Genomic DNA, 22,020 nt, shown 5'->3' with positions numbered 1-22,020 from the left:
AGATGTCCCTGGAGGCCGCATCGGCCAGTAACGGGCGTGTTGCACTGGTGACGGGCGCAGCCCGGGGCATTGGCCTCGGGATTGCAGCGTGGCTGATCAGCGAGGGCTGGCAGGTCGTATTGACCGACCTGGACCGCGAGCGCGGCTCCAAGGTGTCCAAGGTGCTGGGCGACAATGCCTGGTTTATCACCATGGACGTGGCGGACGAAAAACAGGTTGCCCAGGCGGTTGCCGAGGTGCTGGGGCAGTTTGGCCGTTTGGACGCGTTGGTGTGCAACGCAGCCGTCGCGGACCCGCACAATATCACCCTGGAGAGCCTCGACCTGGCGTACTGGAATCGTGTGCTGGCGGTCAATCTCACCGGGCCGATGTTGTTGGCCAAGCACTGTGCACCGTACCTGCGTGCCCATGGCGGGGCCATCGTCAATCTGGCGTCTACTCGTGCTCGTCAATCGGAGGCAGACAGCGAAGCCTACGCAGCGAGCAAGGGCGGGCTGTTGGCGCTGACCCACGCGCTGGCCATCAGTCTTGGGCCGGAAGTGCGAGTCAACGCTGTGAGCCCTGGCTGGATCGATGCGCGTGATCCTGCTGCACGGCGTGCCGAGCCTTTGACCGATGCCGATCATGCCCAGCATCCGGCGGGTAGGGTGGGCACCGTGGAGGATGTGGCCGCCATGGTGGCGTGGTTGTTGTCGCGTCAGGCCGGCTTTGTCACCGGGCAAGAGTTTGTGGTGGACGGTGGCATGAGCAAGAAGATGATTTACAGCGAGTAGGGTGGATGGCTGTCTTGAAGTAATTTTGTCTTTTTCAGAAAAACTTCAAGCAGGCTATTGACTTAGGTCCGTTACCTGCGTAAATTTCGCGGCCTCAACGAAGCAAAGGGTGATTAGCTCAGCTGGGAGAGCATCTGCCTTACAAGCAGAGGGTCGGCGGTTCGATCCCGTCATCACCCACCACTTCTTGAGAGTTTTGCCTTAGGGCAAGACGCAACGTTAAAGGTTGCACCGACGCGCAGCGGTAGTTCAGTCGGTTAGAATACCGGCCTGTCACGCCGGGGGTCGCGGGTTCGAGTCCCGTCCGCTGCGCCATATTTTCCAGGCCTGACTTGTCGGGTTTGAGATTAAACAGTCAAGGCTGGTTAATCAGATGTTTAAAGACGGTTGAGGGTTATTGCTCAACTGGTCAAGCGATACGCAGCGGTAGTTCAGTCGGTTAGAATACCGGCCTGTCACGCCGGGGGTCGCGGGTTCGAGTCCCGTCCGCTGCGCCATATCTGCCTCAAGGCCCACTGAACGCCTTGAAGCACAAAGAAAGCCACTGGCTACTTTGATCCGATAGCAAAGACCCTGGTCGAAAGACCGGGGTTTTTTGTGTCCGCAATTTTTGTTGCAGTGGCTTTTGTGGGGCTTTGTGCCAGGCTCAAGAAACAGCCACGCCATCAACCCCTGTGGGAGGGGGCTTGCCCCCGATGACTGAGTGTCAGCCGACACCTCTGCAAGCTGATCCACCGCCATCGGGGGCAAGCCCCCCTCCCACATTTGGACTTGTGCCGGGCTTGGAAATTAGCCGCGCCGCCAATCCCCTGTGGGAGGGGGCTTGCCCCCGATGACTGAGTGTCAGCCGACACCACTGCAAGCTGACCCACCGCTTTCGCGAGCAAGCCCGCTCCCACATTTGGACTTGTGCCGGGCTTGGAAATTAGCCACGCCGCCAATCCCCTGTGGGAGGGGGCTTGCCCCCCGATGACTGAGTGTCAGCCGACACATATGCAAGCTGACCCACCGCTTTCGCGAGCAAGCCCGCTCCCACAAAAAGCCCGCTCACAGCCGATTGCGTCAGAAGCCCAGCTTATCCCGCAACCCGTAATACCAAGCCCCCAGCGCTGCAAACGGCGTACGCAACAACTGTCCACCCGGGAACGGGTAGTGCGGCAGGTCCGCAAACGCATCAAAACGCTCTGCCTGGCCCCTGAGCGCTTCCGCCAACACCTTGCCCGCCAAGTGCGTATACGTCACGCCATGGCCGCTACAGCCTTGAGAGTAATAGATGTTGTCACCCAGACGGCCTACCTGCGGCAAGCGCGACAGGGTCAGCAGGAAATTGCCGGTCCAGGCGTAGTCGATCTTTACATCCTTGAGCTGCGGGAAAGCCTTGAGCATCTTTGGACGGATGATCGCTTCGATATTCGCCGGATCGCGCGCGCCATACACCACGCCACCGCCGAAGATCAGGCGCTTGTCGCTGGTGAGGCGGTAGTAGTCCAGCAGGTAGTTGCAGTCTTCGACGCAGTAATCCTGTGGCAGCAATGTTTTCGCCAGCTCGTCGCCCAGAGGTGCGGTGGTGATCACTTGGGTGCCGCAGGGCATCGACTTGGCCGCCAGTTCCGGCACCAGGTTGCCCAGGTAGGCATTGCCTGCAACGATAATGAACTTGGCCCTGACCTTGCCTTCGGCGGTGTGCACCACCGGATTGGCGCCACGCTCAATGCGTAGGGCGGCGGATTGCTCGTAGATCGTGCCGCCCAGAGATTCCACGGCAGCCGCTTCACCCAATGCCAGGTTAAGCGGGTGGATATGCCCGCCGCTCATATCCAGCAGGCCGCCCACATAGTTGTCACAGGCCACCACGTCGCGGATGCGGCGCTCATCGAGCAACTCCAGTTGCGTGTGGCCATAGCGTTCCCACAAGCGCTTCTGCGATTCCAGGTGGCCCATGTGTTTGCTATTAAGAGCGGCGAACACGCCACCGTCCTTGAGGTCGCATTGAATCTGGTATTTGGCCACACGCTCGCGAATGATCTTGCCGCCCTCAAACGCCATCTCCCCCAGAAGCTGCGCCTGCTTGGGGCCCACGCTGCGCTCGATCACGTCGATATCGCGGCTGTAGCTATTGACGATCTGCCCGCCGTTACGGCCCGACGCACCAAACCCCACCTTGGCAGCTTCCAGTACGGTTACACGAAAACCGTTCTCCAGCAGAAACAGTGCGCTGGACAGGCCGGTATAACCGGCGCCGATGATGCAGACATCGGTTTCGACTTCGCCTTGGAGTGCGGGACGTGGCGGCACCGAATTCGCGGACGCGGCGTAATACGACTGGGGGTAGGGGGTGTTCGCCATCCTGGAACCTCTGTTTTATATTTTTTACGAGTGTTCCGATCCTACCTGAGTTGAAAATTGCCTGCCAGCCACCCGGAAATCCCGTGTGTACCCGGCACAAATAAAAAATTCGCATATTCATAGGGTTAGCTGCAAAAAAGATGTTGACACCCCTCCGGAATTCCGTAGAATGCCGCCTCACAGCAGGCACGTAGCTCAGTTGGTTAGAGCACCACCTTGACATGGTGGGGGTCGTTGGTTCGAGTCCAATCGCGCCTACCAAACAAAATCCGCTCTGCTGGGCGGTCTAGAAGGGCTCACCGAAAGGTGGGCCCTTTTTTGTTGTCTGTGATTTGCAAAGCCCCCACCTCAGAACGCTAATTCGGCGCCACCATCAGGTGCTCGATCTTCTTTCTTCGTGCCCCTCCTGAAAGTGTTTGGTCATCTTCTAATCCGCGTGACCCATCAGCGCCTGCCTGCGAGCATCAGCGGGCGTCTGATTGCGAACATGAGGCGTCGCCGCGCTGGGCGACTTGGGCAACTGGAGGCGGGCAGTGAGTAGTCGCGGTTGGTCTACAGTTGATCGAGGCGTTACTCGATGGGGAGAAAATGGATGTTCGACAAGTATCCCGAGCAAAAACAGGCCCGAAAGTGGGTAGGGGCGTTCGGCGTTGCGCTTGTGGCGCTGGGTATGTTTCTGATTGTCATTGATAGAACGGGGGGTGGGCTTTGCATCTTTATGGGGGGCGGCTTGGTGTTGCTGGTGTTGCTGGCGAATGAAAAACAGTTTGCGAAGACGATAACAGTGCTGAGCTGGTTTGGTGGGCTTTCGTAAGTAGATTCGGACAACCATTCGGGATGTCCTGGGTGGGTCATGGCATGCGGTGGTTTTCCGGATTCGCGTAAATGTAGGGCTCGTCGATCCTCAAGAAAGACCAAAAGCTTGCGAAGGACCTCTACGTTTTCCTAAAGTATTCCTCCGTCAGGCCGATGTGGTTAGTACTTTCTCGTTATCGGACATTTGGCATGCAGGTCAATATCAGCTATCCCGCCTCGGTCACTAGCACTCCCAACGTTGTCAGCCCGGTTGATGCCACGAACGTCGACAGCACCAACGGCACTGAGAGCACCGGCGGTACGACCGTAGACGCGAAAGCGGGTGCGCAAGGTGCGGGTGGCGTAGGCGGTAGCAGTGAGAGCGATTCGAGCTCAACCGAGTCGGACACGGTCAAAGAGCTGAAGAAGCAGATCGAGCAATTGCAAAAGCAGCTGCAGGAACAGCAACAGAATTTGCAGAAGGTGCAATCAAGCAACCAGAGCGAGGATGCTAAAGCAGCTGCCGTTGCCGCCGCTCAAACGCAGATTGCAGCGACCACCGCTGCCTTGCAGACCGCTACTTCCGCGCTGTTGCAAGCCCTTACCCAAGAGGGTGGCAGCACGTCGGGCTCAATGGTCAGCACCACCGCTTGATGATCTGTAAAGTGTGTTGAGGCGCTCAAGCGCGTTTCAACACACTTTCACCTGCGCCTACCGGCAGACGATACACGTCCACCAGCGCCAGTATTCCCAGCAGCGCCACCCCGATAAACGCCACCCGAAAATCCCCGGCCTGGGCCTGGATCTCATGCCCCTGTACGGTCATGGACGCACGCAGCAAGAGCGCCGCGACTGTCACGCCCATCCCCATGGCGAGTTGGAACGACATGCTGAACAGTGCCGACGCTTCGCTCATGCGTGCCTTGGGCACGTCCGCAAAGCCGATAGAGTTGTAGCAGGTAAACTGCATCGAGCGTGACAGCCCGCCCACGAACAACACCACTGCAATCACCGCAAAGGGCGTCTGTGCGGTAAAAAACGCGCAAGCGACAATCGATACCACGCCAATCACCCCATTCACGAGCAACACTCTGCGAAACCCAAAGCGCTGCATGATGGCGGTGGTGAAAGGCTTCATCGCCAGGTTGCCGGCGAATACCGCCAGCACCAGCAGGCCTGCATCCACGGGTGACAGTCCAAAGGCGACCTGAAACAAGAGGGGCAGCAGGAACGGCAGGGCACTGATCGCCAGGCGAAACAGCGATCCCCCGTAGATGCTCACGCGGAAGGTATTGATGGACAGGGTGTCCAGCGGCAGCAGCGGGCCGCTGGAGTGCTGGCAATGGTGGATGGCCCATGCGGTCAGCAATACGCCCGCCGCAACCAGGGCAGCGCCTGGGATTAACATTTCCCCTGTCTGGCTGCCGAGCCATTCCAAACCGCCCAGCAGCGCCACGCAAGCGCCTGCCAGCAACACAAAGCCCTTTGCGTCGAACTTGCGTACGCTCGCTTCGCGGCCTTCCGGTACCAGCCACAGGGCAGCGACCAGTGCGAGTGCGCCGAGCGGCAGGTTCACGTAGAAGATCCAGGGCCACGATGCATGGGTCACGATCAGCCCGCCAGCCAATGGCCCCAGAATGGGGGCGACCAGGCCGGGCCAGGTGATGATCGCGATCATTTTCACCAAATCTTTTTTATCCGTATTGCGCAGCACCGCCAGGCGCCCGACGGGCACCATCAGTGCACCGCCGATGCCTTGTAGCACACGGGCGAAGACGAACATCCCAAGGCTTTGGCTAAGCCCGCAGAGCAGCGACGCCAAGGTGAATACGATGATCGCGCCGGCAAACACCCGCCGTGCACCGAAACGATCGGCGACCCAGCTGGAGAGCGGTATGAAGATCGCCACGGCAAGAATGTAGGCGGTGATGCCGATGTTCATGTCCACCGGTGTTACGCCGAACGCCGAAGCCATGGTCGGCAACGCCGTGGCGATGACGGTGGCGTCGAGGTTTTCCATAAAGAAGGTCACCGCGACCACCAGCGCAATCAGGCGGGTTTGCAGGTTGAGGCTGGTTGCGGTGGTCGTGTCTGGAGTGGTCACCGATGCTGCCTCTTTGCAATGGATGTTGCCGGGACTAAGGACGTGTGCGCTGCTTGAGGTAGTCAACGAACGGCTCGATATCCGAGCTGCACAGCAGGTGGGCCACGGCACGAACCTCTGCCTCTGGCCAGTCCCACCAGGCGGATTGCTCAAGCAGTTGGCGAGTGGGCTCATCGAAGCGCCAGCGAATGTGTTTGGCCGGGTTGCCACCTACGATGGCGTAGGGTTCGACGCTTTTGGTCACCACCGAACCGGCTGCCACCACGGCGCCATTGCCAATGGTGATGCCCGATAGAATGATGGAGTGAGAACTGATCCAGCAATCATTGCCGATGTTCACGTCGCCGTTGCTGCCGCCAAAATCGGTGATGTGTGCAAGTGCCTTGACCTTGGCGGGGAAGGGGTAGCAGCTCAGCCAGTCTGTACGATGGTGACCACCGAGGTAGATTTCTACATCGCCTGCAATCGACGTGTAGGCGCCGACACGCAGCGTGGTGCCTTCATTCCAGTCATGCACTTTCGGCTCGCCATAGGTGCCCAGGCCAAAGCTGTACTTGGGGTAACGATTTCGCAGTTTTTGAGTGGAGCGTTCAAGCGGACTCAGCGCCCTGAGCGCCTTGCGTTCTTGATGTTCGCGCCACTTACGCAATAGCTTCATGCCTTGGCCTTTCGCAGGTCTTCAAATCAGTGCGTCATCCTGAGGAATGCGCGCGCGTGATGCAACATCAAAGTGGCGTGCCGCTCGGCGGTCCGCGGGTCGTTCAGCGACAGCCAATACCCACAAAATTTATTGGTGTGCAGCAACAATTTTTCTTGTTGGACACCTCCCGCCCCAGGCAGCAAAGTTGCCGCCATCGACGTCAACAATAAAAAACCGAGCCGACTGCACGCCACCTTCTTGCTGTGAACCCTTTGTTCACATCCTGCTGTAATGGCGCCGCAGTGCGCACCCAAGGACCTCACCGTCATGCAAACTGTTGTGAACTTATGGCCGTTGATCGGCGTACTCGTCATCGTGGTTGGCTTTGTCTTGCGCTTCAACCCGCTGTTGGTGGTGACCGCCGCCGCTATCGCTACCGGGCTTGCCGCCCATTTCCCGTTGGAAAAAATCCTCGCCACCATGGGGGATGGTTTCCTTCAGACCCGTGCCCTGCAATTGATCCTGTTGTTGCCTCTGGCGGTCATTGGCTTGCTGGAGCGTCACGGGTTGCGCCTGCATGCGCAGAACTGGATTGCGCGGTTCGAGCGCGCCACCGTCGGGCGCTTGTTGATCATCTATCTGTTTGTGCGTGAATCCACGGCGGCGATGGGGTTGACCAGCCTGGGCGGGCACCCGCAAATGGTGCGGCCGCTGCTGGCACCGATGGCCGAAGGCGCAGCGGAAAAACGCTTCGGCAAACTGCCGGACAAGTTGCGCCACAAAGTGTTGGCCATGTGCGCGGCAACCGACAATGTCGGGCTGTTTTTTGGTGAAGATATCTTTGTGGCCTTTGGCGCGATTGCGTTGATGCACACGTTCTTGCTGGGGTCGGGCATCGATGTCGAGCCTCTGCATATTGCGGTGTGGGGCATTCCTACAGCGATCTGTGCGTTTATCGTGCATGCCATCCGACTCCATCGCTTTGATCGAAGGCTCACCCGTGAGCTGACCCCTGCGGCCACCCCAGCGGAGGCCGCGCAATGATCATCTCCATTCAATACCTCTACTGGCTGGCCGGGGTTCTGCTGCTGATTACCGCCGGCATGATCCTGATCGACCGCACCCATCCCAAGCGTTGGTCCAGTGCGTTGTTCTGGTTGTTGTTCGCTATTCCATTCCTGGTCGGTGAGCGCTTGCCATCGGTGGTTATCGGTGCAGGCGTGGTGGTCATGGCGTTGATCGCCGGCATGGGCGGCGTGGGGCGCGGCCAGCATGCCGAGTTGCATGACAAGGCTTCCCGCGCCAGTGCCGGTCGCCTGGGGCACAAGCTGTTTATCCCGGCGTTGGCCATTCCGTTGACCACGGTGATCGGCTCGGTCTTGCTCAAGCACACCGAGATCGGCGGCGTTCCGTTGTTGGATCCCAAGAACACCACCTTCGTTTCCCTGGGCATAGGCTGCCTGATTGCCCTCGGCTTGGCCTGCTGGCTGACGCGTGACACCCCAGTGCAAGCCTTGCGCGAATCGCGCCGCCTCACCGAGGCCCTTGGCTGGGCCATGGTGTTGCCACAGATGCTGGCGATGCTCGGGTTACTGTTCAATGAAGCCGGCGTCGGCACGGCGGTAGCGCACGTCACCACCACGTACATCAACCTGGACTTCAAGTTGGTTGCGGTGATGGTCTATGTACTGGGCATGGCGTTGTTCACGGTCATCATGGGCAATGGTTTTGCCGCGTTCCCGGTGATGACTGGCGGTGTCGGCGTGCCGGTGCTGGTGGGCATCTACGGCGGCAACCCGGCGGTGATGGCGGCGATCGGCATGTTCTCCGGCTACTGCGGAACCCTAATGACGCCCATGGCCGCCAACTTCAATATCGTGCCGGCGGCGTTGCTGGAACTGCCGGACAAAAATGCCGTGATCAAGGCCCAGTTACCTACAGCGTTGATGATGCTGGTGGTGAATATCGTGCTGCTTTACCTGTTGATGTGAGGTGAGGATGAAAACCGTACTGCTGACGGGGTTCGAGCCGTTTGACCAAGACACGGTGAACCCGTCCTGGGAGGCCGTGCGCCAGTTGGACGGTGTGCTGCTGGAAGCCGATGTGCAAATTGTTGCGCGTCGACTGCCTTGCGCATTTGCCACGGCGGGTGAGTGCGTGGCCCAGTTGATCAGTGAGCTGCGCCCGGCGATGGTGATCGCCACAGGTCTTGGCCCAGGGCGCAGCGATATTTCCATTGAGCGGGTGGCGATTAACATTAACGATGCACGTATCCCCGATAACCTGGGTGACCAGCCTATCGATACGGCGGTGGTGCGGGAGGGGCCGGCGGCTTACTTCAGTACGCTGCCGATCAAGGCGATGGTCCAGGCTGTGCGTGAGGCGGGGATCGCAGCGTCGGTTTCGCAGACAGCGGGTACATTTGTGTGCAACCAGGTGTTCTATCTGCTACAGCACACCCTCGCCGGGACGGCCGTACGCAGTGGTTTTATTCACGTGCCCTATCTGCCGGAGCAGGTAGTGGATCCGGGACAATCCTCGATGGCGCTGGACGCCATGGTCGACGGGCTGCTGAAGGCTGTACTGACAGCTTGGCAAACATCCGTGGATGTAATGCAAGGGGGTGGTCAAGTCAGTTGACCATCCCCGTGCGGTTTCAGGATGCGAACAATCGGGTTAGCCCAAACGTGATGGCGCAGGCCAGCCCAGTCATTGCGAATGCGGTGGCGACGTACCATTTGATGAGGTTCAACTCCGTGGTCGCCAGGTCGGCCCTGGTCGCGAAGTGTTTCTCAATGGAGTCGGTCTTGCTCGAAACGGCAAATAGCTTCTCTTTCATTTCAGCCAGCCTCTTTTCCAGTAGGCCCAAGCGTTTTTCCATGCCTGAGCCTCCGTCGTTACCGCCACCGCTTCCACCTTGAACCGGGATGTTCAGCGTATTCGCATCGCCAAATCGATACTGTTTCTTCTCCAAAGCATTCCACCTGTTTCAAATACTGTGAGACTGCACTTGGGAAGCAAGAATAGTAGGAGCCGGGACCAAGGGTGGCAGGCAAATTTTTGCAAAATACCACCGAGTGTCTGGCGCGTACTTTTCAGTCCTCGCGTCGCGGAAAGAACAACTCAAAGCATGTCACATGCGCGCGCCAGCACGTGCTCGCGACCCTGGTGGTCCAGGTAGTCGAGACGTGCGGGGATGATGCTGCATTGTCCGTAGTTATCGGTGCTCGACAGCACCTTGTTGACGTCCAGATGCATGAAGAAGCTCGTTTGTCGTGGATTGCGAACACAGAGCCGGTGGCGTTTACAAGCGATGAGCTGATCCGTAGATTGCACCGGGCCGATCATTTGTTACCGCTTACGAGGAAATTGCGCAGTGTCCATCCGAGGTTCAGCCGTACTTGCCCGACGTTACCGTGCCTTCTTGTTCGACATGGACGGCACCCTGCTCAACTCCATTGCCGCAGCTGAGCGCGTATGGAGTACCTGGGCTGAGCGCCATGGGTTGGATGTTCCGAGGTTCCTGGCCACCATTCACGGTGTGCGCGCTATCGACACCATCACGCGCCAGGGGTTGCCTGGCGTTGATCCCGAGCTTGAGGCGCAGTGGATTACCGAGGCCGAAATCAATGATGTCGAAGGCGTCGTGGCGATTCCCGGTGCCGTTGCGTTTTTAAACAGCCTGCCTGGAGATCAATGGGCACTGGTCACGTCCGCGCCCAAAGCGTTGGCGCTGCGTCGTTTGCAAGCGGCAGGTATTGTGCCCCCGGCAGCGCTGGTAACGGCCGAAGACGTCGCCATCGGCAAACCGAACCCTGCCTGTTATGTGCTCGGTGCCCAGCGTCTGGGCGTGCCGGTAGAGGAATGCCTGGTGTTCGAAGATGTGCTGGCAGGTATTCGCGCGGGAGAGGCGGCGGGGGCGGATGTGATGGTGCTGACGTCCACACATCATGAACCGATGACGACGCAGCATCCTTCGATCGACGGGTACGAGCAATTGCAGGTGCAGCGCGGCGCTGATGGCTTGCTGAGCCTGACTATCGCGACGGGCTGATGTGGCATGTCCGAGATTGTTATAGGGCTCAATCTTGCTCGCTGGGCGTCGGGCCGGGCGGCACTAGCAACCGGCCGCTTCGAATACCCTGGCGTGAAAGCACCATTTCCCTGAGCAACTCGTTGGCCAGGCGCGAAATGGCCTCGGCCCCTCGGTAGTGCGCGCGCACGATGCCAGTAATTGCGAAATGGTCGGTTTCCGGACCGCTGAGCACTGCTGAAAGCGTACCGTCAGCATGCAGAGAGCAGGTGACCGTATAGCTGGGCAGGCGGGCGGCCAGTGCAGATTCGATTTCGGATTTACTCAGGGTATCCATCTGCTTTGGCGCCTTTCAGTGGTCGTGCAAGGCAAAGCATAGGCTCTGTTTCGGGGCTGTAAATACCAGTAATCCGATAGCCCGCGTTGAGCTATCAAAGGGCCTTTTTCCGAACGAATTGTTGCCACAATTTGCGTTGGACCGCTTTCTGGATGGGTTTGAGGCAAAACATGAACAGGTAGCCCGATAGCAGCAATGCCAGGTCGAACCATGAATGGCTGTCGGAGGCATCGTGGCCTTCGATTTCAGCCCACAAGGCGTATTCAAGCGAGACGAAAACCACCCCGATCAGCAGGGTGATTACCCAGGATCTGGAGGTAAAGGATTGCGCAGAGGTAGGCCTCATCGACATGCTCCTGAACACACACGGATGGCAAGGTGTCAGTCAGAAGCTTCGGCTGTTAACGAGGTGACAAGTTCCAGGGGCGTAGACAGTTTCATCTTTGCGCAAAGATGAGTGCGCTGCTCCCTCTGCCAGGGCAAGGGCCGCTCGAGAGGTTTTCGCCAGCCGTAACAGTGATCGAAAGGGCTGGCTACTGAGGGCGCTTCAAGGCGTCTGGTTTTTGTCCGGAGCAGTCAGACCGGCCTGGATACGCTGGTAGATCTCTTCGCGATGCACGGCAACGTCCTTGGGTGCGTTGATGCCGATTCGAACTTGCTGGCCGCTGACGCCCAGGATGGTGATCGTAATGTCATCACCGATGTTTATGCTTTCACCAACTTTACGGGTGAGTATCAGCATGGACTTCTCCTTGATTACTTTTAAGGACACATGTTTCAGACAGGGCAGGTGTCGGATGTGTGTAGCTTACTGCTAAGCGCTTCCCTGTGACTGCCTCTTTTAGGACGCATAGAGGCGACATTAATTCCCATGGCGGCATCATACAGGTCTGCGATACATGATTCGCATTGTTTAAGACAACGTTTATGACGGCCAGAATAGACAGTGAATGATAAAGTCGCCTCTTTATCCTCAAAGGAGCAGGGCAGTGCGTAAAGTAGCGATGGCAATTGTGGTGTTGGCATTGGCCGGTTGCGGTGAAGGCAAAAGCGTTGATGCACCCAAGGCCAAGCCTGCCGTGACCGAAAGCCAGCCACAGACCGGCGCGATTGCCCCTCAGGAGTGGGATGTGCGAGTTGGGCCGCCAGACCACAAGTTGCAGGCGATTACCGATCTGACCGCCTGGTTGCTGGAGCATGGTTTCAATTTCTACATCGTCAAGGTCGACGGCAAGGATGAAGTGTTGCTGGGCCCATTTGCGACCAAGGCTGAGGCCGAGGCCAAGCAAACACTGCTCAACGAAAAAATGGCGCGTGCCAAGAAAACCGATACCGTGTCGGAAATTATCGAACACACGTCCGCGCAGTAGGGGAACGGTTGGGCGGGAGTCCCGCCCAGTCTCAGCCGCAGGCCTTGAGGTTCACCGGGCCGACAAACTCATTGCCGCGCCCCATTACGCAGGCAACGGTCTGGTTGCGCTGACGCTCCCAGGCCTGAACCGGGTACGTCTTGTTCCAGGCTTCGTAGAGTTGGCGGTCCTGTTTAGACAGGCGCAGGCCGTATTGCTTGCTCATGTAGAAGTACGTCCGAGCGATCATCCCGCGAATGGAGGGGCGCGGCATGACCTTCTTGGCCTTGAAGTCCACTTGGGTCAGGCAAGAACCGTACTGCCCGCTTTGCACCGGCAGCCAGCCAAAACTGAAATTGTTACGGTCGCCGTTGACCTCACCAATGCTGGGCACAAGGTTGTGCAGGTCGGCTTCGGCGCGTTGGAATACCTTGTCATTTCGGGTGCAATTCTTGCGCCCGCCATTCTGCCAGCACTGGCGCTGATGCCCGATCTGCCAGGCCGGCACGATGTGCTCCCATTCGATGCGGGCCGCACGGCTGGCGTTTTTGCGCGGGATATACCCGCAGGCCTTCAGGTCCACACGGTTGCCGGTGTATTTGCAACCGCAATAGAACTCGGTGGATTGTGGGGCGTAGAGCGTCCAGGCAACTTTCTTGGCTTCGCTGAACGTTCGAGGTGCCTGGGCATGGGCGGTGATGGCGAAAAGCAGACAACACACGGCGATAAAACGGGCACTCATTGAATCAATCTTCCTTTGGAACTACCCAGAAAATCTGCACGCCGCCGTCGTCCCGATAGGCGAGGGTGACGTTGTCGTTTTCCGCGATTTCCTCCAGCAAGCGTTCCCACTCATCCTCGGGCTCATCCGGCAGGCGGAAGATCAAGGCTGCCTTGGCTTTTTGGGCATTGGTCGAATTGATGATCTTTTGTACGCGAATCGCCAGGCGTTGGTAGGCGTCAGGCGGTGTTGGCGCTGCGGAAGAAGACTTTGCCACGGAGAACTCCTTAATTAGCTGTATGTGCATACAGTATTTAACTGTAAGCGATTTCGCAACTGCTTAAACTTCAAGAAGTTCGTCTGACAGCGTTTCAGGTAGATCGGCGTAGGGCGGGGATGGTTGTATCGTGGGATATGTCAGCGGTGCAGGAGCGGTTGAGCCGCCCCTGCCAGGGTGTCACTCGGAATCAATATTCCCAGAACATCCGTTGCAGCTCTTTGCTGTCCTGGGTCTTGGTCAAGGCGACCATTGCCAGGATGCGGGCTTTCTGCGGGTTCAGATCGAGGGCAGCGACCCAGTCATACTTGTCATCAGGCTGCTCTGCGTTGCGCAGGACCATGCCACCGGCATTCACGTGGGAAGAGCGAATGATCTGCACGCCTTGTTTGCGCAGTTCCACCAATGCAGGAACGACTTTGGACGAGACCGACCCATTGCCGGTACCGGCGTGGATGATGGCTTTGGCGCCAGCCTGGGCCAGGGCCTTGTAGGCGGTATCACTCACGTTGCCATAGCCATAGGCGATTTCAACATCGGGCAGGCTCTTGATGTTCTTGATGTCGAATTCCGAGTCCATGGTGTGACGCTTGGCCGGCAGGCGGAACCAGTAGGACTTGCCTTCAACCACCATGCCCAGCGGGCCCCAAGGGCTCTTGAAGGCTTCGGTCTTGATGTTGATCATCTTGCTGACGTCGCGACCCGACTGGATCTCGTCGTTCATGGTCACCAGCACGCCTTTGCCGCGCGCATCCTTGCTGCCGGCCACGGCCACGGCGTTGTACAGGTTGAGCATGCCGTCCGCCGACATCGCGGTGCCTGGGCGCATGGAGCCGACTACCACGATTGGCTTATTGGTTTTTTCTACCAGATTGAGGAAGTAGGCGGTTTCTTCCAGGGTGTCGGTACCGTGGGTGATCACGATGCCGTCCACATCCTTGCTGTCGGCCAGTTCGGCGACGCGGCGACCCAGTTGCAGCAGGTTCTCGTTGTTGATGCTCTCGGACGCAATTTGCATCACTTGTTCGCCGCGTACATTGGCGATCTGGCTAAGCTCAGGAACACCGGCGATCAATTGTTCGATGCCGACTTTGGCTGCCTGATAGGTGGCGCTATTGGCCGCGCTGGCGCCAGCGCCGGCGATGGTGCCACCGGTGGCGAGGATCACCACGTTGGACAGTTTGGTCTTGGATTCAACTTCCTTTGCCTGGGCGGCAACGGGGAACAGCAGCAGGAGGGCCAACGCGCCCGGAACAAAATTTTTCAGTGCAGATTTCATTATTTTTCTCTCTGGTTTTTGATGAGTGCTGTAGCAGGTTCATCTAGAACACCCGGGCGGTTCTGAGCGCCGCGAGGTGCTGGGTTAGAGCAGGATCTGTACCAGCCGTCAGGGTGTTCTCGACTATTAGGTAACGTATTGATTTATAAAATATTTAATTGAACGATTGAAGCGGGGGAGAGTGCATGTGTCCGGCTTTCCGAACATTGGCCACTGCCGCGTTCGGTTGTCCGAAAAAGAGGGCGAAGGGGAGCCTGGACCGTATGGATGAAATTCTGTCTTTGACCGTTGACAAATCTCGACAAGATTCTCATAGTTTGATGTAACGCAAACGTTTGCGAGATGTTTCACGACAAGCGTTGCTTAGAATAATCATAAGATCGGAGTACACCCATGAAGCTGCCATTCGCCGGACGTCTTCTTGCTGTCGCTGTGCTTGCTGCCGCATCCGCCGTTCTACCTCTTTCTTCTGCATTTGCCGATGACGCCGCCAAACCCAAGGTCGGCCTGGTGATGAAATCCCTCGCCAATGAGTTTTTCGTCACGATGCAAGACGGCGCCAAGGACTATCAAAAGGCTCACTCTGCCGACTTCGACATGATCACCAACGGGATCAAGAACGAAACCGATACCAGCGCGCAGATTGATATCGTCAATCAGATGATCCTCTCGAAAGTGAACGCCATCGTGATTGCACCCGCCGACTCCAAGGCACTGGTCACGGTACTCAAGAAGGCTTCCGACGCGGGTATCAAGGTGGTCAACATCGACAACCGCCTCGATCCGGACGTGCTGAAAAGCAAAAGCCTCGTTATCCCCTTCGTTGGTCCCGACAACCGTAAAGGTTCCAAACTGGTGGGCGACTACCTGGCCAAGCAACTGGCCGCGGGTGACAAGGTCGGTATCATCGAAGGTGTACCGACCACCACCAACGCTCAGCAGCGTACCGCTGGCTTCAAGGATGCGATGGATGCGGCTGGCATGAAAATCGTGTCCACCCAGTCGGGTAACTGGGAAATCGATCAGGGCCAAAAAGTGGCCTCTGCCATGTTGAGTGAATACCCGGACCTCAAGGCGTTGTTGGCCGGTAACGACAACATGGCGTTGGGCGCTGTTTCCGCTGTGCGTGCGGCAGGCAAGGCCGGCAAAGTGCTGGTGGTGGGCTACGACAACATCGAAGCGATCAAGCCAATGCTGCAGGACGGTCGGGTGCTGGCGACTGCCGACCAGGCAGCCAAGGACCAGGCGGTGTTCGGTATCCAGAACGCGCTCAAGCTGATCAAGGGTGAGAAAGTCGATGCCAAAGACGGCGTGATCGAAACCCCGGTCGAACTCGTCATCAAGCAGTAACCCTGGCAGCACGCTGAAGCGTCCGCTCGTCCTGAGCGGGCGCCTGGAGATTTTCCTATGTCATCTTCCGCCCCGAACGCTGTCCTCTCGGTCAGCGGTATCGGTAAGACTTATGCCCAGCCGGTCCTATCCGACATCACTCTGACGCTCAATCGCGGCGAAGTACTGGCGCTGACCGGTGAGAACGGCGCCGGCAAAAGCACGTTGTCGAAGATCATTGGCGGGCTGGTTACGCCGACCGCCGGGCACATGCAATTCAATGGGCAGGACTACCGTCCAGGCAGCCGCACCCAGGCTGAAGAGCTGGGCGTGCGCATGGTCATGCAGGAGCTCAACCTGCTGCCAACGCTGACCGTGGCCGAAAACCTTTTCCTGGATAACCTGCCCAGCCATTGCGGCTGGATCAGCCGTAAGCAATTGCGCAAGGCCGCCATCGAAGCCATGGCCCAAGTGGGCCTGGACGCTATCGACCCGGACACCCTGGTCGGCAGCCTCGGTATCGGCCATCAACAAATGGTCGAAATTGCGCGCAACCTGATCGGCGACTGTCACGTGCTGATCCTCGACGAACCCACGGCGATGCTCACCGCCCGTGAAGTCGAAATGTTGTTCGAGCAAATCACTCGCCTGCAGGCCCGGGGCGTGGCGATCATTTATATCTCGCACCGGCTGGAGGAGCTGGCCCGCGTTGCCCAGCGCATTGCGGTATTGCGTGACGGCAAACTGGTGTGCGTCGAGCCGATGGCTAACTACAACAGTGAGCAACTGGTGACCTTGATGGTCGGTCGCGAGTTGGGAGAACACATTGATCTGGGACCGCGCACCATCGGCGCTCCTGCGCTGACAGTGAAAGGCCTGACGCGCTCGGACAAGGTTCGTGACGTGTCCTTTGAGGTGCGCGCTGGTGAGATCTATGGCATTTCCGGCCTGATCGGCGCCGGTCGTACTGAGTTGCTGCGCCTGATCTTCGGCGCCGACCTTGCCGACAGCGGCACCATCGCACTGGGGTCGCCGGCCCAGGCAGTGAGTATTCGCTCGCCAGTGGACGCGGTGGGCCATGGTATCGCCCTGATTACCGAAGACCGCAAGGGGGAAGGCCTGCTGCTGACTCAGTCCATCAGCGCCAATATTGCCCTGGGCAACATGCCGGAGATCTCCGGCGGTGGCGTGGTGAATGGTCGTGACGAAACGGCCTTGGCCAAACGCCAGATCGACGCCATGCGCATCCGCAGTTCCAGCCCGGCGCAGTTGGTCTCCGAGCTGTCGGGTGGCAACCAGCAGAAAGTGGTGATCGGCCGCTGGCTGGAGCGCGATTGCTCGGTGATGTTGTTCGATGAGCCAACCCGTGGCATCGACGTCGGTGCCAAGTTCGATATTTATGCGTTGCTCGGCGAATTGACCCGCCAGGGCAAAGCGCTGGTGGTGGTGTCCAGTGACCTGCGCGAACTTATGCTGATATGCGACCGCATCGGCGTGTTGTCCGCCGGGCGCTTGATCGAGACCTTTGAGCGCGACAGTTGGACCCAGGATGAATTGCTTGCCGCCGCGTTTGCCGGCTATCAGAAACGTGATGCGCTGCTCAACGAAGCGGCGCTTAGGGATACTCCATGAAAACCACAACTTCCCCCGGTAAAACTGGCGGCAACTTCTATGGCCTGGGCACTTACCTGGGGCTGGCGGGTGCGTTGCTGGCGATGATCGCGCTGTTCTCGGTACTCAGCGATCACTTCCTGTCCTATGACACCTTCAGCACCCTGGCCAACCAGATTCCAGACTTGATGGTGCTGGCGGTGGGCATGACTTTCATCCTGATCATCGGCGGCATCGACCTGTCGGTGGGGTCGGTGCTGGCGCTGGCGGCGTCGGCAGTCAGCGTGGCAATCCTTGGCTGGGGCTGGAGCGTGTTGCCGGCCGCCGTGCTGGGTATGGCCTGCGCGGCGCTGGCCGGTACGATCACCGGTTCGATCACCGTGGCCTGGCGCATTCCGTCGTTTATCGTGTCTCTTGGCGTGCTGGAGATGGCACGGGGCGTGGCTTACCAGATGACCGGCTCGCGTACGGCTTATATCGGTGACTCGTTTGCCTGGCTGTCCAACCCGCTGGCGTTCGGTATTTCGCCTTCATTCATCATTGCCCTGCTGGTGATCATCGTCGCCCAGTTGGTGCTGACACGCACTGTGTTTGGTCGATACCTGATCGGGATCGGCACGAACGAAGAGGCTGTGCGTCTGGCGGGGATCAATCCCAAACCCTACAAAATCCTGGTATTCAGCCTGATGGGCCTATTGGCCGGTGTGGCTGCTCTGTTCCAGATCTCACGCCTGGAAGCCGCGGACCCGAATGCCGGCTCCGGCCTCGAGTTGCAAGTGATCGCGGCAGTGGTGATTGGCGGTACCAGCTTGATGGGCGGCCGTGGTTCGGTCATCAGCACCTTCTTTGGCGTTTTGATTATTTCGGTATTGGCCGCAGGCCTGGCACAGATCGGTGCCACGGAACCCACCAAGCGCATCATCACCGGGGCGGTGATTGTGATTGCCGTGGTGCTCGATACCTACCGCAGTCACCGCGCCAGTCGGCGGGGCTGAACCATGGCAACGATCAAGGATGTGGCAGCGCTTGCAGGTATTTCCTACACCACGGTGTCCCATGTGGTGAACAAGACGCGTCCGGTCAGCGAGCCGGTACGCATCAAGGTCGAGGCTGCGATCAAGCAACTTGACTACGTGCCCAGCGCCGTCGCGCGCTCGCTCAAAGCCAAGACCACGGCCACCATCGGCTTGCTGGTGCCCAACAGCCTCAACCCCTACTTCGCCGAGCTGGCGCGGGGTATCGAGGATTACTGCGAGCGTAATGGCTACTGCGTGATCCTCTGCAATTCCGATGACAATGCTGAAAAGCAGCGCAACTATTTGCGAGTGTTGCTGGAGAAGCGTATCGACGGGCTGATCGTGACCTCGGTGGGCGGCGACGATAGCGGGTTGGCCGCCGGCTTGAGCGCGGTGCGCACGCCGATGGTGATTGTCGACCGGGCGCTGGATGGTATTGATGTCGACCTGGTACGCATCGACCACGAGGAGGGCGCGTACCTGGCGACCCGACACTTGCTTGAGTTGGGGCACCGGGATATCGCCTGTATTGGTGGCCCCGCGCATACCCGCGTCGCGCAAATGCGTTTGGCCGGCTATCACCGCGCATTGCGTGAGGCTGGCGTAGAAGCCGCGCCCAACCGAACCCAGGAAAGCGATTTCACCAGCACCGGTGGTTATGCCGCCGCTGTGCAATTGCTGGCAGAGAAACCGCCCAGCGCGATTTTCGCCAGTAACGACATGATTGGCTTCGGCGTATTGCGGGCGGCGGCCGAGCGCAATATTCGCGTGCCTGGCGAACTGTCAGTCATCGGGTTCGATGACATCCAGATGGGCCGTTATGTTTATCCGGCGCTGACCACGGTCGGGCAGTCCATTGTGCAACTGGGTGAGACCGCAGCCGAGCTTTTACTGAACCGAATTGCGACACCCCAACTGCCGATCGATCAACGTATCGTGACGCCGAGCATCGTATTGCGTGAGTCCACGGCGCCCGTTGCCGGTGTGTTTGCCCAATACCGCTGAACCGAATTGATGAGTATTGATGTATGCCAGCAAAAGTAGTGGTAGTAGGCAGCTTGAACATGGACCTGGTCACCCGCGCCAGCCGGTTGCCCCGTGCCGGTGAAACCCTGATCGGGCAAACGTTTTCCACAGTGCCCGGTGGCAAAGGCGCCAACCAGGCCGTGGCGTCGGCGCGGCTGGGGGCGGAGGTGGCGATGATCGGTTGTGTCGGCTCCGATGCCTATGGCACTCAACTGCGTGACGCGTTGTTGGTCGAAGGTATTGATTGCCAGGCCGTCAGCCGTGTGGAAGGTTCCAGTGGTGTTGCACTGATCGTAGTGGACGACAACAGCCAGAACGCAATTGTGATCGTCGCCGGCAGCAATGGTGAGCTGACACCTGCCTCGCTGCAGTCGTTTGATGCGGTGCTACAGGCCGCGGATGTGGTTGTCTGCCAGTTGGAAGTGCCGATGGAGACCGTGGGGTTTACGCTCAAGCGCGCGCGTGAGTTGGGCAAGACGGTCATCCTCAACCCGGCGCCCGCCAGTGCGCCGCTGCCTGCTGAATGGTACGCCTCGATTGATTACCTGATTCCCAATGAAAGCGAAGCCGCCGCGTTGAGCGGCATCACAGTCGACACACTTGATAGCGCCAAGCTCGCCGCGACGCAGCTGATCAAGGCGGGCGCGGGGAAAGTCATCATTACTCTGGGCGCCCAGGGCGCGCTGTTCACGGACGGCCAGACCTTTGAGCACTTGCTGGCGCCCAAGGTGAAGGCGGTGGATACCACGGCGGCTGGCGACACGTTTGTGGGTGGCTTTGCTGCCGCGCTGGCGGTTGGCAAGAGCGAGGCCGAGGCCATCCGTTTTGGCCAGGTCGCGGCGGCGTTGTCGGTGACCCGTGCGGGTGCGCAACCCTCCATTCCCACGTTGCATGAAGTGCAAGGTTTTGTGTTCCCATGAAAAAGACCCCTCTACTTAATATCGCCTTGTCACGGCTGATCGCCTCCCTGGGGCATGGTGACATCCTGGTCATCGGTGATGCCGGACTGCCGGTTCCTGCAGGCGTTGAGTTGATCGATCTGGCGTTGACCCAGGGTATTCCGGATTTCATCAGCACCTTGCGTGTCGTGCTGAGCGAGATGCAGGTGGAAAGCCATTTGTTGGCGGAAGAGATCTTGCTCAAGCAGCCGCCCGCATTGAGCGAGCTCAATACCCTTACGGAGCAGGCCGCCCTCGGTGAGCGGCGCTTGGTCAGTCATGAAGAATTCAAGCAACTGAGTCGCCAGGCGCGTGCGGTGGTGCGCACCGGTGAGTGCCAGCCTTACTGCAATATTGCGCTGGTATCAGGGGTTACCTTCTAGCGTTTCCCACCAACAAGGAGAGTTTTATGCAGCGTAGTCGCCCAACCCTGGCAAACCTGTTTAGGAGTGTTCTGCTTTTGTCCGCGCTCACAGCAACAAGCGCCCATGCGGCGGAGAAGATCGACCTGATCATCGACACTGACCCTGGCGCCGATGATGTGGTGGCCTTGTTGTTTGCAATGGCCTCCCCGGATGAATTGAACATTCGAGCGCTGACCACCGTTGCCGGCAACGTGCGCCTGGACAAGACCTCCCGCAACGCCCGGCTGGCTCGCGAGTGGGCAGGGCGGGAAGACATCCCGGTGTACGCGGGCGCGCCGAAGCCGTTGCTGCGCACGCCGATCTATGCCGAGAACATCCATGGCAAGGAAGGCATCTCCGGTGTCACCGTGCACGAGCCGAAAAAGGGCTTGGCTGAGGGTAATGCCGTTGACTACCTGATCAAGACGTTAAGTGCCGCGAAGCCCCACAGCATCACCATTGCGATGCTCGGCCCGCAGACCAACCTGGCGCTGGCGCTCACCCAGGCTCCCGAAATCACCCAAGGTATCAAGGAAGTCGTGGTGATGGGCGGTGCGCATTTTAACGGTGGCAACATCACGCCGGTGGCCGAATTCAACTTGTTTGCCGACCCGGTTGCAGCTGAGGTCGTGCTCAAGAGTGGCGTCAAGCTGACCTATCTGCCGCTTGATGTGACCCACAAGGTATTGACCAGCGAGGCGCGACTGAAAAAGATCGCCGACCTGAACAATAACGCCAGCAAGGTCGTCAGCAATATCCTCAACGAATACGTCAAGGGCGACATGGAGCACTACGGCATTCCAGGCGGGCCGGTGCACGACGCCACCGTTATTGCCTACCTGCTCAAGCCGTCTCTGTTTAGCGGACGCCAAGCCAATATGGTGGTCGACAGTCGCGAAGGCCCGACTTTCGGTCAGACCATTGTGGATTGGTACGACGGCCTGCAGCAGGAAAAGAATGTGTTCTGGGTTGAGAGTGGCGACGCCCAGGGCTTTTTCGATCTGCTGACCGAGCGTCTGGCGCGTCTGAAGTAGGCGGGCTC

Annotated in this window: 25 protein-coding genes, 4 tRNA genes and 1 pseudogene; 19 read left to right on the top strand and 11 right to left on the bottom strand. The window is 58.8% G+C overall.

What is annotated here, in order from left to right; all coding sequences use genetic code 11:
* Nucleotides 1-2 precede the first annotated feature (2 nt).
* From DYL61_RS06855 to DYL61_RS06840, 4 genes are all read left to right on the top strand, one after another.
* Nucleotides 3-773 (top strand): SDR family oxidoreductase, encoded by a 771-nt coding sequence (locus tag DYL61_RS06855; RefSeq protein ID WP_420825067.1) that lies wholly within the window; start codon nucleotides 3-5, stop codon nucleotides 771-773.
* A gap of 107 nt (nucleotides 774-880) precedes the next feature.
* Nucleotides 881-956 (top strand) — tRNA-Val (locus DYL61_RS06850).
* A gap of 55 nt (nucleotides 957-1,011) precedes the next feature.
* Nucleotides 1,012-1,088 (top strand) — tRNA-Asp (locus tag DYL61_RS06845).
* A gap of 105 nt (nucleotides 1,089-1,193) precedes the next feature.
* Nucleotides 1,194-1,270: transfer RNA gene (locus tag DYL61_RS06840), tRNA-Asp, on the top strand.
* Nucleotides 1,271-1,835: 565 nt separating this feature from the next.
* Here the strand turns inward: DYL61_RS06840 and DYL61_RS06830 are convergent.
* Nucleotides 1,836-3,119, bottom strand: coding sequence for an NAD(P)/FAD-dependent oxidoreductase (locus DYL61_RS06830; RefSeq protein WP_135307731.1), 1,284 nt, complete (start codon nucleotides 3,117-3,119; stop codon nucleotides 1,836-1,838).
* 184 nt (nucleotides 3,120-3,303) lie between these two features.
* On the opposite strand from DYL61_RS06830, the gene DYL61_RS06825 reads away from it, so the two are divergent.
* From DYL61_RS06825 to DYL61_RS06815, 3 genes are all read left to right on the top strand, one after another.
* A tRNA-Val gene (locus tag DYL61_RS06825) sits at nucleotides 3,304-3,380 on the top strand.
* A 331-nt stretch (nucleotides 3,381-3,711) separates the two neighbouring features.
* A complete protein-coding gene (locus DYL61_RS06820; RefSeq protein WP_135307730.1) occupies nucleotides 3,712-3,933 on the top strand; it encodes a hypothetical protein in 222 nt (73 codons plus the stop codon).
* Nucleotides 3,934-4,124: 191 nt separating this feature from the next.
* Nucleotides 4,125-4,568, top strand: a complete 444-nt coding sequence (locus DYL61_RS06815; protein WP_135307729.1) for a hypothetical protein — start codon at nucleotides 4,125-4,127, stop codon at nucleotides 4,566-4,568.
* A gap of 25 nt (nucleotides 4,569-4,593) precedes the next feature.
* On the opposite strand, the gene DYL61_RS06810 is transcribed toward DYL61_RS06815, so the two are convergent.
* Both DYL61_RS06810 and DYL61_RS06805 read right to left on the bottom strand, forming a co-directional pair.
* On the bottom strand, nucleotides 4,594-6,018 hold the full coding sequence (locus tag DYL61_RS06810) for a DHA2 family efflux MFS transporter permease subunit (RefSeq protein ID WP_135307728.1): 1,425 nt from the start codon (nucleotides 6,016-6,018) through the stop codon (nucleotides 4,594-4,596).
* Nucleotides 6,019-6,052: 34 nt separating this feature from the next.
* Nucleotides 6,053-6,676 carry a CatB-related O-acetyltransferase gene (locus tag DYL61_RS06805; protein WP_135307727.1) on the bottom strand — a complete coding sequence of 208 codons (624 nt, stop codon included), beginning with the start codon at nucleotides 6,674-6,676 and terminating at the stop codon, nucleotides 6,053-6,055.
* 309 nt (nucleotides 6,677-6,985) lie between these two features.
* Here DYL61_RS06805 and DYL61_RS06800 point away from each other — a divergent pair, with 309 nt between their 5' ends.
* From DYL61_RS06800 to pcp, 3 genes are read left to right on the top strand one after another with little or no spacing between them, the layout of a single operon-like run.
* Nucleotides 6,986-7,702, top strand: a complete 717-nt coding sequence (locus DYL61_RS06800) for a DUF969 domain-containing protein (protein ID WP_135307726.1) — start codon at nucleotides 6,986-6,988, stop codon at nucleotides 7,700-7,702.
* On the top strand, nucleotides 7,699-8,649 hold the full coding sequence (locus DYL61_RS06795) for a DUF979 domain-containing protein (protein WP_135307725.1): 951 nt from the start codon (nucleotides 7,699-7,701) through the stop codon (nucleotides 8,647-8,649). The genes DYL61_RS06800 and DYL61_RS06795 overlap by 4 nt, the downstream gene beginning before the upstream one ends.
* 7 nt (nucleotides 8,650-8,656) lie before the next feature.
* Nucleotides 8,657-9,298: a pyroglutamyl-peptidase I gene (gene pcp, locus DYL61_RS06790; RefSeq protein WP_135307724.1), complete on the top strand. Its 642-nt coding sequence runs from the start codon at nucleotides 8,657-8,659 to the stop codon at nucleotides 9,296-9,298.
* A gap of 16 nt (nucleotides 9,299-9,314) precedes the next feature.
* Here pcp and DYL61_RS06785 read toward each other — a convergent pair whose 3' ends face one another.
* Nucleotides 9,315-9,632, bottom strand: coding sequence for a hypothetical protein (locus tag DYL61_RS06785; protein ID WP_238704541.1), 318 nt, complete (start codon nucleotides 9,630-9,632; stop codon nucleotides 9,315-9,317).
* 149 nt (nucleotides 9,633-9,781) lie between these two features.
* Nucleotides 9,782-9,981, bottom strand: a pseudogene (locus tag DYL61_RS06780) (DUF2790 domain-containing protein).
* A gap of 53 nt (nucleotides 9,982-10,034) precedes the next feature.
* Between DYL61_RS06780 and DYL61_RS06775 the strand changes: the two are divergent.
* Entirely contained in the window at nucleotides 10,035-10,712 is a 678-nt protein-coding gene (locus DYL61_RS06775) for an HAD-IA family hydrolase (RefSeq protein ID WP_135307722.1), read from the top strand.
* 28 nt (nucleotides 10,713-10,740) lie between these two features.
* Here DYL61_RS06775 and DYL61_RS06770 read toward each other — a convergent pair whose 3' ends face one another.
* From DYL61_RS06770 to csrA, 3 genes are all read right to left on the bottom strand, one after another.
* A complete protein-coding gene (locus DYL61_RS06770; RefSeq protein WP_135307721.1) occupies nucleotides 10,741-11,028 on the bottom strand; it encodes a hypothetical protein in 288 nt (95 codons plus the stop codon).
* A 94-nt stretch (nucleotides 11,029-11,122) separates the two neighbouring features.
* Entirely contained in the window at nucleotides 11,123-11,374 is a 252-nt protein-coding gene (locus DYL61_RS06765; RefSeq protein ID WP_135307720.1) for a hypothetical protein, read from the bottom strand.
* Between the two features lie 201 nt (nucleotides 11,375-11,575).
* Complete coding sequence (csrA, locus tag DYL61_RS06760) at nucleotides 11,576-11,770, bottom strand: carbon storage regulator CsrA (RefSeq protein ID WP_003192511.1); 195 nt, start codon at nucleotides 11,768-11,770, stop codon at nucleotides 11,576-11,578.
* Nucleotides 11,771-12,032: 262 nt separating this feature from the next.
* Here csrA and DYL61_RS06755 point away from each other — a divergent pair, with 262 nt between their 5' ends.
* Nucleotides 12,033-12,398: an SPOR domain-containing protein gene (locus DYL61_RS06755; RefSeq protein ID WP_167497942.1), complete on the top strand. Its 366-nt coding sequence runs from the start codon at nucleotides 12,033-12,035 to the stop codon at nucleotides 12,396-12,398.
* A 31-nt stretch (nucleotides 12,399-12,429) separates the two neighbouring features.
* On the opposite strand, the gene DYL61_RS06750 is transcribed toward DYL61_RS06755, so the two are convergent.
* The 3 genes from DYL61_RS06750 to DYL61_RS06740 all read right to left on the bottom strand — a co-directional run bounded on the left by DYL61_RS06750 (nucleotide 12,430) and on the right by DYL61_RS06740 (nucleotide 14,654).
* Nucleotides 12,430-13,119 (bottom strand): endonuclease, encoded by a 690-nt coding sequence (locus DYL61_RS06750; protein ID WP_135307718.1) that lies wholly within the window; start codon nucleotides 13,117-13,119, stop codon nucleotides 12,430-12,432.
* 4 nt (nucleotides 13,120-13,123) lie between these two features.
* Entirely contained in the window at nucleotides 13,124-13,375 is a 252-nt protein-coding gene (locus DYL61_RS06745; protein WP_181157271.1) for a DUF1654 domain-containing protein, read from the bottom strand.
* A 190-nt stretch (nucleotides 13,376-13,565) separates the two neighbouring features.
* Nucleotides 13,566-14,654 (bottom strand): asparaginase, encoded by a 1,089-nt coding sequence (locus DYL61_RS06740; protein ID WP_135307716.1) that lies wholly within the window; start codon nucleotides 14,652-14,654, stop codon nucleotides 13,566-13,568.
* Nucleotides 14,655-15,047: 393 nt separating this feature from the next.
* Here DYL61_RS06740 and DYL61_RS06735 point away from each other — a divergent pair, with 393 nt between their 5' ends.
* Genes DYL61_RS06735 through DYL61_RS06705 form a run of 7 tightly spaced genes read left to right on the top strand, consistent with a single transcriptional unit; the run spans nucleotide 15,048 to nucleotide 22,012 of the window.
* A complete protein-coding gene (locus DYL61_RS06735) occupies nucleotides 15,048-16,004 on the top strand; it encodes a sugar ABC transporter substrate-binding protein (RefSeq protein WP_135307715.1) in 957 nt (318 codons plus the stop codon).
* A 57-nt stretch (nucleotides 16,005-16,061) separates the two neighbouring features.
* On the top strand, nucleotides 16,062-17,615 hold the full coding sequence (locus DYL61_RS06730; RefSeq protein WP_135307714.1) for a sugar ABC transporter ATP-binding protein: 1,554 nt from the start codon (nucleotides 16,062-16,064) through the stop codon (nucleotides 17,613-17,615).
* Nucleotides 17,612-18,589, top strand: a complete 978-nt coding sequence (locus tag DYL61_RS06725; RefSeq protein ID WP_105696541.1) for an ABC transporter permease — start codon at nucleotides 17,612-17,614, stop codon at nucleotides 18,587-18,589. The genes DYL61_RS06730 and DYL61_RS06725 overlap by 4 nt, the downstream gene beginning before the upstream one ends.
* A gap of 3 nt (nucleotides 18,590-18,592) precedes the next feature.
* Nucleotides 18,593-19,615 (top strand): LacI family DNA-binding transcriptional regulator, encoded by a 1,023-nt coding sequence (locus DYL61_RS06720; protein ID WP_135307713.1) that lies wholly within the window; start codon nucleotides 18,593-18,595, stop codon nucleotides 19,613-19,615.
* Between the two features lie 23 nt (nucleotides 19,616-19,638).
* Nucleotides 19,639-20,556, top strand: a complete 918-nt coding sequence (gene rbsK / locus DYL61_RS06715; protein ID WP_135307712.1) for a ribokinase — start codon at nucleotides 19,639-19,641, stop codon at nucleotides 20,554-20,556.
* Entirely contained in the window at nucleotides 20,553-20,957 is a 405-nt protein-coding gene (gene rbsD / locus DYL61_RS06710) for a D-ribose pyranase (RefSeq protein ID WP_135307711.1), read from the top strand. Before rbsK ends, rbsD begins: the two co-directional genes overlap by 4 nt.
* Nucleotides 20,958-20,983: 26 nt before the next feature.
* Nucleotides 20,984-22,012, top strand: a complete 1,029-nt coding sequence (locus DYL61_RS06705; protein ID WP_135307710.1) for a nucleoside hydrolase — start codon at nucleotides 20,984-20,986, stop codon at nucleotides 22,010-22,012.
* Nucleotides 22,013-22,020: the final 8 nt, after the last annotated feature.

Source organism: Pseudomonas nabeulensis (assembly GCF_004682045.1).
Taxonomy (GTDB): domain Bacteria; phylum Pseudomonadota; class Gammaproteobacteria; order Pseudomonadales; family Pseudomonadaceae; genus Aquipseudomonas; species Aquipseudomonas nabeulensis.
Note: the sequence above shows the minus strand (reverse complement) of the source record. Positions and strands in the feature narration are given on the sequence as shown.